This window comes from Pedobacter sp. W3I1 (assembly GCF_030816015.1).
In the GTDB taxonomy this organism is placed as follows: domain Bacteria; phylum Bacteroidota; class Bacteroidia; order Sphingobacteriales; family Sphingobacteriaceae; genus Pedobacter.
Map to the genome: position 1 here is coordinate 1,434,933 of NZ_JAUSXN010000001.1, position 15,069 is coordinate 1,450,001.

At 39.0% G+C, this 15,069-nt stretch carries 13 protein-coding genes; 12 read left to right on the forward strand and 1 reads right to left on the reverse strand.

Annotated features, from left to right (window positions below; genetic code table 11):
* Positions 1-2 precede the first annotated feature (2 nt).
* The 8 genes from QF042_RS06175 (at position 3) to QF042_RS06210 (ending at position 10,888) form a co-directional block, all read left to right on the forward strand.
* Positions 3-974, forward strand: a complete 972-nt coding sequence (locus QF042_RS06175; protein ID WP_307526353.1) for a hypothetical protein — start codon at positions 3-5, stop codon at positions 972-974.
* Positions 975-1,056: 82 nt separating this feature from the next.
* Positions 1,057-2,037 (forward strand): basic secretory protein-like protein, encoded by a 981-nt coding sequence (locus QF042_RS06180; protein WP_307526355.1) that lies wholly within the window; start codon positions 1,057-1,059, stop codon positions 2,035-2,037.
* Positions 2,038-2,372: 335 nt separating this feature from the next.
* Entirely contained in the window at positions 2,373-3,044 is a 672-nt protein-coding gene (locus QF042_RS06185; RefSeq protein ID WP_307526356.1) for a basic secretory protein-like protein, read from the forward strand.
* Between the two features lie 37 nt (positions 3,045-3,081).
* The gene (locus QF042_RS06190) at positions 3,082-5,370 is read left to right on the forward strand and encodes a GH92 family glycosyl hydrolase (protein ID WP_307526357.1); all 2,289 of its coding nucleotides are present in this window, start codon (positions 3,082-3,084) and stop codon (positions 5,368-5,370) included.
* A 144-nt stretch (positions 5,371-5,514) separates the two neighbouring features.
* Positions 5,515-6,918, forward strand: coding sequence for a DUF1080 domain-containing protein (locus tag QF042_RS06195; protein WP_307526358.1), 1,404 nt, complete (start codon positions 5,515-5,517; stop codon positions 6,916-6,918).
* Between the two features lie 11 nt (positions 6,919-6,929).
* A complete protein-coding gene (locus QF042_RS06200; protein ID WP_307526360.1) occupies positions 6,930-8,894 on the forward strand; it encodes a hypothetical protein in 1,965 nt (654 codons plus the stop codon).
* 525 nt (positions 8,895-9,419) lie between these two features.
* Positions 9,420-10,109, forward strand: coding sequence for a ribose-5-phosphate isomerase RpiA (gene rpiA / locus QF042_RS06205; protein WP_307526362.1), 690 nt, complete (start codon positions 9,420-9,422; stop codon positions 10,107-10,109).
* A 389-nt stretch (positions 10,110-10,498) separates the two neighbouring features.
* On the forward strand, positions 10,499-10,888 hold the full coding sequence (locus QF042_RS06210) for a hypothetical protein (protein WP_307526363.1): 390 nt from the start codon (positions 10,499-10,501) through the stop codon (positions 10,886-10,888).
* Positions 10,889-11,151: 263 nt separating this feature from the next.
* Here QF042_RS06210 and QF042_RS06215 read toward each other — a convergent pair whose 3' ends face one another.
* A complete protein-coding gene (locus tag QF042_RS06215) occupies positions 11,152-12,138 on the reverse strand; it encodes a GlxA family transcriptional regulator (protein WP_307526365.1) in 987 nt (328 codons plus the stop codon).
* A 129-nt stretch (positions 12,139-12,267) separates the two neighbouring features.
* Here QF042_RS06215 and QF042_RS06220 point away from each other — a divergent pair, with 129 nt between their 5' ends.
* The 4 genes from QF042_RS06220 to QF042_RS06235 all read left to right on the forward strand — a co-directional run bounded on the left by QF042_RS06220 (position 12,268) and on the right by QF042_RS06235 (position 14,968).
* The gene (locus QF042_RS06220) at positions 12,268-12,693 is read left to right on the forward strand and encodes a transcriptional regulator (protein ID WP_307526367.1); all 426 of its coding nucleotides are present in this window, start codon (positions 12,268-12,270) and stop codon (positions 12,691-12,693) included.
* A gap of 6 nt (positions 12,694-12,699) precedes the next feature.
* Complete coding sequence (locus tag QF042_RS06225) at positions 12,700-13,113, forward strand: VOC family protein (RefSeq protein ID WP_307526369.1); 414 nt, start codon at positions 12,700-12,702, stop codon at positions 13,111-13,113.
* Between the two features lie 2 nt (positions 13,114-13,115).
* Entirely contained in the window at positions 13,116-13,493 is a 378-nt protein-coding gene (locus QF042_RS06230; protein WP_307526371.1) for a DoxX family protein, read from the forward strand.
* 155 nt (positions 13,494-13,648) lie between these two features.
* Positions 13,649-14,968 (forward strand): DUF3887 domain-containing protein, encoded by a 1,320-nt coding sequence (locus QF042_RS06235; RefSeq protein ID WP_307526373.1) that lies wholly within the window; start codon positions 13,649-13,651, stop codon positions 14,966-14,968.
* Positions 14,969-15,069 lie beyond the last annotated feature (101 nt).

Sequence of the window (15,069 nt, forward strand, 5' to 3'; positions counted from 1 at the left end):
CTATGAAATACATTTTCTCTTTATCAGCAATTGTACTATTTGCAGTACTTGCTTGCAACGGCAAAAAAGAACCACTAGATACTGTAAAACCTGCACCTCCGCTTGTAGAAGCTGTAGATCCGCCGGATGCACCACCAAAAACATGGAAAGAGCATTGGTTTGAGCATGTTCAATTGCTTAACCGCGTTTATTATGATACCAGTGTAGTTGTTTATTATGATGGTGATGTTAAACCAACAATTGCATGGCCAAAAACATATATGGCTGAGGCTTGGAATTACACCAAAAAAAGCTATGGCAAATTTGGAGACGATAGCCGCTTATTTGTAATTTATCATGCTGGCAAATATAGCGGCGGCCACCCAAGTACATATCTTGATGGCAGTCATGACTATAGAAACGTAACCGATTGCGGTGCCAGCAGCCTCGATGCCTGGACTACCGGCGTTGATAATGATATTGATTTGTCTACCCACGAAATCGGTCACATCGTAGAAGGAGCATCAAAAGGGGTAAAAGAATCGCCGGCTTTCGATATCTGGCATGATAGTAAGTGGATGGAGATTTATCAATATGATGTGTATTTAGGCTTAAATAGAACCACCGATGCACAACGTTGGTACAATAAAATGATGACTGTTACCGATAATTATCCTAAGACAGGAACACAATGGTTCAAGAATTGGTTTCTTCCAATTTATGATAACTATGGTAAAGCAAAGGTTTTAAATGGTTTCTTTAGCTTATTGTCTCAACAATTTCCTAAACAACAAATTACAGTGCAGGGCAAAAGCTATCAACAATACACCAGAAAAATGAATTTTGGCGAGTTTATTCACTTTTGGAGCGGTGCCGCGAAAGCAGATCTGGCACCACTTGCATTAACGGCTTTTGGACCAAAGGACGAAAAAGGAGCAGAATGGGCTCCAATGCTGGCCAAAGCCAAAACAGATTTCCCAGCCATCACTTATTAAATTACAATACAATAAACCAATAGAAATGATTTTGCCAACAGCAGAATCATTTCTGCTTTTTCAAAAACTCACACAACAAATCATGATTAAGAAGTTATTAATATTCGTGTCAATATCCTTTATAGGCGCTAATACTTTCGCTCAAAATAGAGAAAGAGAATACAAAATTACCATCAATGATAAAGACAGCACAACCAATGCCATTGTAGATGCCAAACTTAAGATTGCTTTTTTTCAGGTTTATCCAAAATTTGCCCAGGCAGATGGATACCGTACCAAAAGAAATGTCGTGTTAGATTTGGTAACGGAAGAAACACCAACAATACAAGCCAAAGCCGGAGAAATTAAAGTAAACAGTCAATGGGTTAAAAACAAATCGCAAAAGAAAATTCAGAAGGAAATGTTTACTGCACTTTCAAAAAACTGGGTTTCTTACAGTAAAGAAAAACACAAGGGCTATGAATTAACATTTATCAGCAAAGATCCAAATTTAGATCCAACGGTAAGAAAGAAGTTAATTGCTACTTATTTCGAAATCTATCCAACCTTAGTTAAAACATTTAATGATAAATCTACGCACGATGTGTTATTTGTGGTGGATACAGCTTATAAAGCGGTGGCAGAAGCTAGCGGGAATAGAATTTTGTTTAGTGCTGGTTATATGAAAGCACATCCAACCGATATTGATGTAGTAACACACGAAACCATGCACATTGTTCAGGGCTATGGTTATAGCGCCGGACCGGTTTGGCTAACTGAAGGCATTGCCGATTATGTGCGCTATAAATATGGTGTTGATAATGTGGGCTCGAAATGGAGTTTGCCAGATTATAATGAAAAACAGAGTTATAAAAATAGCTACCGCATTACTGCAAGGTTTTTTGCCTGGTTAGAACAAAATGTTAAACCGGGCTTAATTGCTACTTTAGATCAACAATTAAGAGCGCACCAATACAGCGAGCAGTCCTGGGCAGCTCTAACCGGAAAAACTGTCGATCAGCTTTGGGAAGATTACAGTAAAGAACCCCAAAAAATAAGCCTTGCCTATAGCAGTAAAAAATAAGAAATTTATCTACATAGAAAGATCGTCATCTCGACTGAAACGCAGTGGAATGGAGAGATCCATCTAGACAGATTTTGCTTCGCAGAGCCTTCGGGTTCTCGACTCCGTTGCACTCCGCTCGAAATGACGACCACTTAAAAGAAAATTACAAAGAAGCCAAGTTTTACAAGGTATGTGCAAATAAACTTGCATCCTCTAGCGCGTGTTTGTAAAAATAATCATGACCAAAGTAAAATTTTTGATCATTTACTAAATCGTTTTACATATTATATTTATTTTGCAGAACTAAACACGCTAACCAAATTAAAAACCCGTCACCAATAAAATATAAACAGATGAAAAAAATAGTTACTTTTTCGATTTTCGTAATGCTTGTTTCGGCTTTTTCAGCTCATTTAAAGGCACAGGAAATAACAAAGAAGAGTGGTTATACCTTATCTTTCGAGAGCAATTTTAAGGAATTAGACCCTCAATTGAAGAAACGATTAATTAAAACTTTTTTCGAAGTTTATCCAAAACTGGCCAAAGAGTATAATCCAGCTACCATAAAAGAAGTGAAATTTTTTGTAGATACGGCTTACAAAGGTGTGGCGGCAACTGCTGATGGCAAAGTAACCTTCAGTTCAATGTGGATGATAGAACATCCTGAAGATATAGATGTGGTTACCCACGAGGTGATGCACATTGTGCAAGACTATGGCCGAAGCGTTGGCCCGGGCTGGTTAACAGAAGGTATTGCCGATTATGCCCGTTATAAATTTGGTGTTGATAATGCCGGCGCTAAATGGTCGCTGCCTGCATTAAAACCAGAGCATAGCTATAAAAATAGTTACCGCATTACAGCAGGTTTTTTTGCCTGGATGGAGAAAAGTGTAAAGCCAGGTATTATTAAAACCGTTGATGCTTCTTTAAGAGACCATACTTATACCAAAGATATCTGGACAAAATTAACGGGTAAAGATTTAGATGCACTTTGGGCAGATTACGTTAAAAATTCGGAAGTTTAAAATAAATATAAGCACATAAAAAACACAAACACAACAAATGAAAAGATTATTTATCGCCTTATTGAGTGTTGCGGCATCAACCAGCTTCGCGCAAACAATAGGCAAAATTACAGATCCGGTAGATTGGATAAACCCTTTAATGGGAACGGCATCCAAGCCATCACTATCTAACGGAAACACTTACCCGGCAATTGGTTTGCCCTGGGGAATGAACATGTGGACGCCACAAACGGGTAAAAGCGGCGATGGATGGGCCTATGTTTACGATGCTGATAAAATCCGTGGCTTTAAACAAACACATCAGCCTTCGCCATGGATGAATGATTATGGCGCTTTTTCCATTATGCCGGTTACTGGCAAATTAAGATTTACAGATGATGATCGTGCTAGTTGGTTCAGCCATAAAGCAGAGGTTTCCAAGCCATATTATTACAGTGTGTACTTAGCAGATGCTGATGTAACCACCGAAATTACCCCTACAGAACGTGCGGCGCAGTTTAGGTTTACTTTCCCTAGAACGGATAGTGCTTATGTGGTGGTAGATGCACAGAATAAAGGCTCTTACATTAAAATTATTCCGGCAGAAAGAAAAATTATTGGTTATACTACTAAATATGCCCGTGGTCCACTGCCTAAAAATTTCAAAAATTACTTTGTAATCTATTTCAATAAGGATTTCAAGCTGGCTAAAACCTGGGATGATAAAAAACTTAATGATAAGGATTTAGAATTAACTGTAGATCATGCCGGCGCTGTTATTGGTTTCGCCACACAAAAAGGCGAGCAGGTAATTGCAAAAGTGGCCTCTTCATTTATCAGTTTTGAGCAGGCCGATTTAAATCTAAATAGGGAACTGGCTAACGATGGTTTCGATGCCACAAAAGCAAAAGGCAGAGCAACCTGGAACAAAACATTAAGTAAAATTGCAGTTGAAGGTGGTACGATTGATCAAACCCGTACATTCTATTCGGCAATGTACCGTACCTTGTTCTTTCCTAATAAATTATATGAAGTTGATGCACAAAACCAGATTGTACACTGGAGTCCATACAACGGACAAGTTTTACCAGGATACATGTTTGCCGGAACAGGTTTCTGGGATACGTTTAGGGCATTATATCCTTTCTTAAACCTGGTTTATCCTTCAATCAATAAAGAAATGCAGCAAGGCTTAATCAACGATTATAAAGAAGGTGGTTGGTTACCCGAGTGGAGCAGCCCGGGTTATGCAAATATTATGGTGGGTAATAATTCTGCTTCGGTAGTTTCTGATGCTTATATTAAAGGTTTGCGTGGTTACGACATCGAAACGCTATGGCAGGCTTTAAAACATGGTGCAAACAACGAAGGTCCGATGGAAGCCGTTGGTCGCGATGGTGTTAAATATTACAATGAATTGGGCTATGTACCTTTCGATGTGAAAAAGAACGAAAATGCGGCTAAAACATTAGAGTATTCTTATGATGATTTTACCATTTATCAGTTGGGAAGAGCTTTAGGTAAACCAGCATCTGAGATTGATATCTACAAAAAAAGAGCCATGAATTATAAGAATCTTTTCGATCCGGCTTCGGGTTTAATGCGTGGGAAAAATCAGGATGGAACTTTCCAAAGCCCATTCAGCCCATTTAAATGGGGCGGCGCATTTACCGAAGGCAACAGCTGGCATTATACCTGGTCTGTTTTTCAGGATGTTGATGGTTTAGCCAAATTAATGGGCGGTCATAGTAAATTTGTAACCAAACTGGATTCGGTTTTCTCTATGCCTCCGGTATTTGATGAAAGTGCTTACGGCGGTGTAATTCATGAAATCCGCGAAATGCAGATTGCAAACATGGGCCAGTATGCACACGGTAACCAACCGATCCAACACATGATTTACCTGTACAACTACGGTGGTGCTCCTTATAAAACGCAATATTGGGTAAGAGAAACCATGAACAGAATGTACAAAGCTACACCTGATGGATATTGTGGTGACGAAGATAACGGACAAACTTCTGCCTGGTATGTTTTCTCGGCAATGGGCTTCTATCCGGTAACACCAGCGGTAGATCAGTATGTTTTAGGTGCTCCTTTGTTTAAAAAGGTAACCATTACTTTAGAAAATGGTAAAACTGTTGTAATTAATGCAGCAGCGAATAGCGATAACAACCGTTATGTTCAGTCATTGCAGATGAATGGTAAACTATATTCTAAAAACTGGATTAGCCATAGTGGTTTACAAAAAGGTGCAGTGTTAAATTTCAATATGACAGCGATGCCAAATAAAACCAGAGGTTCAAACCCAGCTGATTTCCCTTATTCGTTATCAACAGAAAAATAGAGAAACAATAAAGACTGTATCATAAAAAGAGAATTGTCATCCTGAACCTGTCGAAGGACAGATTTAGTTTGCAAATATGATACAGTCTCATTTTAAAAGTAATAATTGGCTCTTATGCAGGGCCAGAACTAACAAACCAAGTATATGAACATCTCAAAGACGGGTTTTACAGCCATTTTCTGGCTTTGCGGAACCCTGTTGGCATTTGGCCAGCGTATTGATCTCAAAGATCTTTCAGCCTTTAAAAACCCTTCAAATTCATGGTCGTTGGCCCAAAATGTAGTGGCCGACCTGAACGCCGAAAATGTTTTAAAAACAACCAAAGGTGAAGGGATATTGATCAATCAATCTACAGCAAAAAAAGCCGGATCTGATTTATACACCGTAAACGAATATGGTGATGTAGCTGTAGAATTAGATTATCTAACTGCAAAAGGAACAAACTCTGGTATTTATCTTCAAGGTAATTACGAAATCCAGATTGATGATGCATGGGGCCTGAAAAACCCAAGTTCATCAAATAATGGTGGTATTTATCAACGCTGGGACGATAGTAAACCCGAAGCTGAGAAAGGATTTGGTGGTGTTGCACCCCGTCAAAACGCAAGCAAGGCACCAGGTTTATGGCAGCACATTAAAATTATTTTCCAGGCACCAAAATTTGATGCGTCAGGAAAGAAAACTCAAAATGCTAAAATCATCAGCGCAGAACTAAACGGTGTGCTGATTCATGAAAATGTTGAATTATTCGGCGCAACCAGAGGAGCTGCAGGTGCTGAAAAAGCAAAAGGACCTTTACGCTTACAAGGCGATCATGGTTCGGTAGCGTTCAGAAATATCCAAATTACCGAACTATCTGAAATTCCAAAACCAAACCAAAACGATGGTGCAGATCCAATCTATATTGAAGCCGCCAGCAACAACATGATCAGAAGTTTTGTTGATGTGGCACCAAGAGTACGTTCGGTACATGCCATTTCGGTAGGTGGACCAGAAAAAGTTGCTTATAGTTACGATTTGGATAATGGCACCTTATTACAGGGATGGCATGGCGATTTTATTGATGCTACACCCATGTGGGATGGCCGTGGAAACGGTACCTCACGTGCTTTGGGCAGTGTTACCCGTTTCACTAAAAAACCTGTTTTAGCCATTTCAAAGTTAGCAGACGACCAGGCTAAGTGGATTGCCGACACAGCTGGTACTGGTTTCAAAACCAAAGGTTATGTAATGGATGAACAAGACCGTCCGGAGTTTAAGTACATCATTAATGGAACAACCATTACCGATGCGGTTAAAATAATGGAAAATGGACAAGGTTTAACCAGAGAGATTGCTGTTGATAAACCATCAAAAGATTTGTATTTCCTTTTGGCTACTGCTTCAAACATTGAAGAAGCTGGCAAAGGTTTGTATTTAATTGATGATAAAGCGTATTACATACAGCTTGGTGAAGGGACCGCAAAACCGGTTATTAGGAATATTGATGGCAAATGGGAAATTATTGCAGCCATTGGAAGTAAGTTGAATTATACCATTTTGTTTTAATTGTGATAGTAATGAGAAATACATTTAAAAAATTAGCAATACTGGCATTAAGTTTTAGCTTTACTACAGTTTTTGCACAGGAAACACCGAAAGAAGAAGATTTTTTCAAAATAAATAAAGTACGCGTACCTGAAGGCCCCATTTTAGAAGTTGGTGGTTTGGTTACGCTGCCAAATGGCGATTTAGGCATTTCTACCCGTAGGGGAGAAGTGTATATTGTAGAAAATCCAACCAGTGCCAAACCTTATTGGCGCAGGTTTGCGTATGGTCTGCACGAAATTTTAGGCATTGCCTACAAAAATGGTGCATTATACGTAGCACAACGCGGTGAATTAACCAAACTGGTTGATAAAGATCAGGATGGCAAAGCCGATGTATACGAAACCATTTACGCATGGCCGTTAAGCGGTCACTACCACGAATATAGTTTCGGCCCTAAGTTAATGCCCGATGGTACTTTTATGGTTACCGGAAACGTGGCCTTTGGCGATGAAGAATGGTGGCGTGCCGAAAGCCGCGTACCGATGCGTGGCTGGGCCATGAACATTACCGAAGATGGTAAAATGAGTCCTTACGCTGCAGGTTTCCGTTCGCCTGCAGGGATCGGTAGTATTGATGGCCAGTTTTATTACACAGAAAACCAGGGCGACTGGGTAGGTTCAGGTGGTTTATGGAAAGTAAATAAAGGCGATTTTATGGGTCATCCAGCCAGTTTAAGATGGACAAACTTGCCTAACTCTCCGGTTAAACTTCAATCAGATTTCTTTTACTCGCAAATAGATGAACGTAGAACCAAAAACGAACAGGGGAGATACATCAAACCAGAGAATAGGGTAAATGAATCATTTAAAACCTTATTCGAAATGAAGAAAGTATTCCCTGAACTGCGTTTACCGTCGGTTTGGCTGCCTTATGGTATTTTGGGCATCTCTTCTGCAGAGCCTGTTAAAATTCCTGCCAATACATTTGGGCCATTTGCTGGTCAGATTCTGGTTGGCGATCAGGGGATGAGTATCATTTCGAGAATTTTTATGGAGACCGTGAAAGGTGAAGAACAAGGTGCTGCCTTCCTTTTTCGTAAAGGTTTCCGTTCGGGAGTGCTAAGATTAGAGTGGGGTACTGATGGTTCACTATTTGTTGGAGAAACCAACCGCGGTTGGGGATCGGCTGGTGATGCCAACGAAGGTTTAGAAAGATTGGTGTACAACAATAAAACCCCTTTCGAAATGAAAGCCGTTAGGGCAATGCCTGATGGTTTTGAAGTAGAGTTTACCATGCCTGTTGATCGTAAATCGGCTGAGGATTTAGCTTCATATGATGCAGAAAGTTTTATTTATAAATATCACCCTGTATATGGTTCACCTCCTGTAAATACGGAGAAACTAAAAATCTCTGGGGTTAAAGTTTCCGCAGATGGCTTAAAAGCCAGAATTATTGTAAAAAACCTTCGCCAATATTATATCCATACCTTAACATTAGATGGTTTAAGATCGCAAGATGGCTTTTATTCTTTAGTTCACCCGGTAGCTTATTACACCTTGAACCAAATTCCTGATGGAAATAAACTTTCTGCCAGTGAAGTGAGCACCAGAAATTCAGCGGCAACACCAGCAACTGTTCCTGCTAAAAAAACGGCAGTGCCAAAAGGCACCACTGGCAAAGCACCTGAAGCAAAGGGAACAGCCACTTCAGCAAAACCTGTTACTACAGCTAAGGCACCTACCTTTAAAGAAGTTGAGGGTTTGTTAACTAAAAATACTTGTTTGGCCTGTCATAATCAAACCAAAAGGCAAATTGGCCCACCATTCGTAGAAATTGCAAAACGTAAGTATTCAGCGGAGAAAATATTTCAGTTGATCCACAACCCACAACCACAAAATTGGCCGGGTTACTCAACAGAAATGCCACCAATGCCGCAGGTAACCAAAGCAGAGGCTTTAAAAATTGCCAGCTGGATCAATTCTTTAAACAAATAAGTTAGTTATTATAGTGTTAGTAAACGGTTAGTAGAAATGCTAGCCGTTTTTTTGTTATAAAAGAAATGGGGATTCCACTATTGCAGAATCCCCATCATCTAAATTAACGCTCTCACATACATAAACGCTATAAATAGGATTTATTGTATGGGTATGATTTTTTTTCGCCATGATTTGTGAGTGACAGTTCAGTCATTGCGTGTAATCGTCATTTCGACTGAAGTGTAAAGGAATGGAGAAATCTACACGCTAGCTCGTTTAGGCTGTATCATAAATTGTAATTCACTTCGAATTTGTCATGTTGAGCCTGTCGAAACGCTTTGTAAGACATTTAAAACAGGTCCTTCGACTACGCTCAGGATGACAAATGCTTAGAAAAAGAAATGGGGATTCCACTATTGCAGAATCCCCATCATCTAAATTAACGCTCTCATATACATAAACGCTATAAAAACGATTTATTGCATCAGCTGTAATTTTTTTTCGTTTTTTGCGATGTTTATCATTTAAACCTATTTTTACTTTATGGCTACTATAGATAAAACCCAACAAGATGCAGAAAAAATGGCGGCTGCCCTGGCTGCAGTAAAGCTTGTAAAAGATGGCGATGTTGTGGGCCTGGGCACAGGATCTACCACGACCTTTGCCATTAAAGAATTAGGCAAACGCGTAAAAGAAGGGCTTAATATTACAGCTGCAGCAAGTTCCATCCGAACAGAAGCACTCGCGAAATCATTGGGCATCGAAATTTTGGATCTCGGTAGTTTAAGCAAAATTGATATCAGTATCGATGGAGCTGATGAATTTACTGAAACACTCGATCTGGTTAAAGGAGGAGGCGGGGCGTTATTTAGAGAAAAGATAATTGCTTCACTCAGTAAAAATGCTATCATCATTACCGATGCTTCGAAAAAAGTTAAAAAGTTGGGTGCTTTTACTGTTCCCATTGAAGTAATACCATTGGCCTATCAATACGTATTCGATCAGATTAATAAACTTGGTGGAAAGGGTATATTGAGAGCTATAGAGGGTCGGACATTTATTACTGACAATGATAACCTGATTATCGACGCTGATTTCGGTCTTATTGATGATCCTGCAAAACTATCTTCTGATCTCAATCAGATTAACGGATTATTGGCCCATGGCTTATTCATTAACATCACTTCAAAAGTAATCATGAGCGAAGGGACAGACATTATCATTTTTGAATAACTATTAGTTCACTGGTTCATTAGTCATTAGTTCATTTGTATGGTTAATCGGTTAATTGTATAAATTGGTTAACTGTTGTGAGGCGCTTAACGCCAACCGCTTAGTTTCATTGTCTTGTTAACCGGTTAATTGTGGCGCAGTGTGAAGCAATCTTTTCGTACGGCCATTTGTATATTGGCATGTTAATAGGTCAAACCAATTAATAGACTCCGGACTTCGGACTGCCGACTTAACGACAATTTCACCGATAATTTTCCCTTTACTCAAATCCGCTCAAATTTTTTACCGACCGTTTTATTTCACTCACCGATAAAACATCACAACTAAGGGAAAAGTCATTCTCCAGCGTTGGTATTCGTGATACATTTGAATCATAAAACAAAACGGTCATGGAAAATTTAATCAAAAAAAATCAAGCAGATAAACAATTTGGTCTAGGCATTTTAATCATTGCCATCGGTTCGGTGTTCTTGTTAAGAAACACAGGAATAGATGTTCCATATTGGATATTGAAATGGCACACCATTATGTTAGGTATAGGTTTGTGGATGGGTTACCGCAAAAACTTCCAGGGTAGCAGCTGGTTAGCCTTAACCATAATAGGTGGTTTATTTACCCTTAAAGCGATAACCATTTTTGATTTCGATCTTTCACGAATCAGCACGGCTTTAGTATTAATCGGATTAGGATTATATGTAATTCTAAAACCTAAAAAAGTGCAAAACTTCGATCAGTATTTTGAAAAGAAACCAGTTGATTTTACTGATAAAGAAAGCTAAAATTCTTAACTCCATCATATATCTTAAAAAGGGACATTTTTTAACAATGTCCCTTTTTTGTGCTTAATAGCATAGGGCACGGAGCTTCGGGCTTTGATCGCTATGGACCTTGCTCCATGCAATTGCCCCTGATAAAAAGAAACGGGGATTCCACCCTTAGGCAGTATCCCCGTCATCTAAATTAACGCTCTCACATACATAAACGCTGTAAATAGAATATATTGTGTACAGCTTAATTTTTTTTATTTTTTTCTGCAATGCAGTTAAACCTGTAAAACAGGGATAGCTTTATGGTATTTGTTCCGGTACTCAATCGGTGTTAAGCCGGTAATTTTTTTGAAAACATCTCTAAACGATTTTGTATCTGTATAACCTACATCAAACATTACCTCCGTAATATTTTTTCTGCTCGATTCGAAACTTCGCTTGGCAGCCTCAATTTTAACCCTTTGAATATACTCGATCACTGTATTTTTAGTTGCACTTTTAAATCTCCGCTCGAAACTTCTTCTACCCAATGCCAGCATATCTGCCAGTTGGTCTACTGTAATCCGTTCCTGATAATTGCCATCAATGAATTCCTGCGCCTTTTTAATTTTTGCATCTTCGTGGCCCTTTTGCCCTTGAAACATCATAAAAGCCAGCTGGCTTTCGCGGTCGATATCAATAGCGAAGTATTTAGCTGCTAAAATGGCGGTATCCCTATCTGTATGTTTTTCAACCAGGTATAAAAGTAAGTTCCAGTAAGAGTTTGCTCCACCACTAGAGTATAAACCCTGTGCATCAGTAATAATACTGCCATCTACCAATTCTACTTTAGGGAACATTTCTCTAAACTGATTGGCAAACAGCCAATGCGTAGAACATTTTCGTCCATCTAATAAACCGGTTGCGGCCAGTAGAAATGCACCCATACAGAGCGAGGCCACTTCTGCACCTTTAGCATGATGTTTTATAATCCATGGTAACAGAGTCTGGTTAGCTTCCATCGCATAACCTATATTACCGCTAATGGCTGGTACAAAAATAAGATCGGTATGCTCAACCTCATGTAACAGTTTATCGACGTGCACGGAGAAAAGGCTGTTATTTAACCTCACCTCTTTCGTCATCCCTATAAGCTCAACTTTAAAAAGCGGGAGTTTGCCCGATGCCTGTAAAAATTCGTTAACAGCGGTAAATAGATAGCGGGGATCTGCAATGGCTTCGATCACGGCAGTCTCTGGAATTAAAATAGATACATGTTTCATAGTTCAAATATAACGAGGCTATTTGTCGTAAACAACCCTCGTAATTGTCGTTTCTACAAGTTAAAGTTATTAATTTCTGCCCGTATGTTTGTGTTGTTAATTGTTAACAGTTGAATCTTTAAAGCGGTAATGCCGATAATGCTAATGGAAGAGTATATTTTAAATGAGGATATTAAAGTGATGAGCATTACTGCCGAATCTTTTCCCAACGGGGTTTTAGCTGCACACCAAAAACTTCATGCTTTGTTTCCGCACGATAACCAACGCAGGTATTTTGGGATAAGCAGGCCTAACGAAAAGCGGGAGATTATTTATAAGGCTGCCGTTGAAGAAATAGCAGATGGCGAAGCGGAGAAATTTGGTGTTGAAACCTTTACGATAAGAAAAGGAACATTTATTAGTGAGTTGGTTCCCGATTTTATGAAAGATGTGAGCCAGATTGGGAAGACCTTCGAAAAACTATTGGATCAGCCTAATATTGATCCAAACGGCTATTGCCTTGAAATGTATATAAATGAAACCGATGTGCGCTTAATGGTGGGCATCAAAAAATAAAATCAATTGGCAAGTATAAATTCATATCTCACTTTTAACGGCAACTGCCGCGAAGCAATGACTTTTTATCAGGATTGTTTGGGGGGAGAGCTGATCCTGGAAACCATTGGAGAATCGGTTATGGTTGATAAAATGCCCAATAATATGAAGCGGAGTATTATGCATGCTGTTTTGACTAAAGATGATTTGGTGATTATGGCAACAGATATGGTAGGAGAACGTGGACTAATTAAGGGAAATTCGATTTCTATAATGCTGACTTGTGATTCGGAAGAAGAGGCCCATTCTTTTTACCATAAACTTTCAGCCGGCGGGAAGACCTCGCATCCGCTACAGGAAACATTTTGGGGAGCGCTTTTTGGCGATTTAACAGATCGCTTTGGAAATAATTGGTTAATTAATTACGATAAAAACAGATAAATATGAAGAAGCTAAAAACGTGGTATTGGATTGCCACCATTATTTTTGCATTAATGATGATTATGGATGGCATTGGAGGGATTACTCAACAGGAAGCAGGTAAAGAAGTGCTTAAACACCTTGGTTATCCGATGTATTTGCTTATTATCGTGGGCATTGCAAAACTGCTGGGAGCAGCATCCATCTTACAAAATAAATTTATAACCATTAAAGAATGGGCTTATGCAGGTTTTGCCATTAATTTTATTGGCGCCTTTGCCTCCAGAGCATTTGTTGGCGATGGTATATCGCTTTTAATCCCTCCGCTTATTGCCCTTGTAATTATGTTTATTCCGTATATTCTATGGAAGAAACTGGCACCAAATGTTAAAATTAGTTAAAACTAAACGGCTAGTTTAGCTAATGGCTTTTCAGAACCAAATATTGTTAACTTTGGGTATTGTAAACACCAAACACAATACATGAAACCATCATGGTTTTTAGATCCGGACAAGGATAAATCATGAAATCTCATTACCATTTAAACAAAACACGGATGAAAAAAAGCCTTTTCTTTATAATCGCTTTATTATTTACAACCTCAGCATTTTCTCAAAATGTGATTCAGCTTTTCAACGGTGCAAACGACTTTTTTAAACTGTTACAGGAAGAGAAATTTAAAGATGCGCATGCTTTCTTTGATGATACTTTAAAAACGAAATTAACAGAAGAGAGTTTGAAAAAACTTTGGGGAGATATTGGAACAAAATATGGAAAGGCAGAATCGTTAGATGCCATTCAAAGTAAAGCCCAGGGCGAGTTTTTCGCCGTAACGGTTGAAGGTAAATTTGCCAACGGTGATCAGAACTTTATTTTAGGTTTTAATAAACTACAAAAAATAGTCGGAATCTTCCTTGCGCCTTCCCGAAAAGCGGCAGCTTATTTAAAACCGACTTATGTTGATACCAGTTTATACCAGGAAAAGTCGGTATACATTGGTCCGGCAGGAAAACAATTGGCGGCCATTATCACTACGCCAAAAAATGTCAAAAATTTCCCTGTAGTGGTTTTTGTACATGGCTCCGGTCCGGCCGATATGGATGAAACCGTTGGGGCGAATAAACCCTTTAAAGATTTAGCTGGCGGTTTAGCTTCTAAAGGAATTGCCTCTGTTCGTTATGTAAAACGAACCTTAATCTATCCGAACGAATTTAGCAAGGCCTTTACCGTAAAAGAAGAGGTACTGGATGATGCTACTGCAGCTATTGCACTAGCAAAAACGGTTGTTGGCGCTAATCCCAAGGCTGTTTATGTATTCGGTCACAGTTTAGGCGGGATGCTAGCGCCTAAAATGGCAACCATTACACCTGATTTAGCAGGGATTATTTTGGCGGCAGCACCTGCAAGAAAACTAACAGATATTATTGTTGATCAGAATAAGTATATGTTCGATCAGGCTAGCGATACAACAGCTGCCTTTAAAAAGCAACTGGCAGATGCTTATGTGGAAATTGATAAAAGTAGAATTTCGCAATTGGGAACTACTATAAAACCTGATTCTTTAATTTTAGGACTGCCTGCAAAATATTGGACAGATTTAAATACCTACAATCAGGTTGCTGTAGCAAAAAGCCTTTCAAAACCTAAAATATATGTATTGCAGGGCGGGAATGATTTTCAGGTAGGCAAAGTAGATTTTGATTTATGGAATGCTGCCTTGAGTAAAAAGAAAAACGTGGTTCTTAAATTTTACCCGGATTTAAATCACCTGTTAAGTTCTCAAAGCGAAAAGGGTACAATGGCTCAATATCAAGCAGCTGTAAGCGTATCCGAAACTTTAGTTAACGATATTGCATTATGGATTAAGGCCAAATAATATCAATCACCTATTATAAAGAATAAAGCTCCGACCAAAATTCGGAGCTTTTTTTGTGCATTTAGTTTCTTTACATCCTGTCTTCGCCTAATGAATTAACA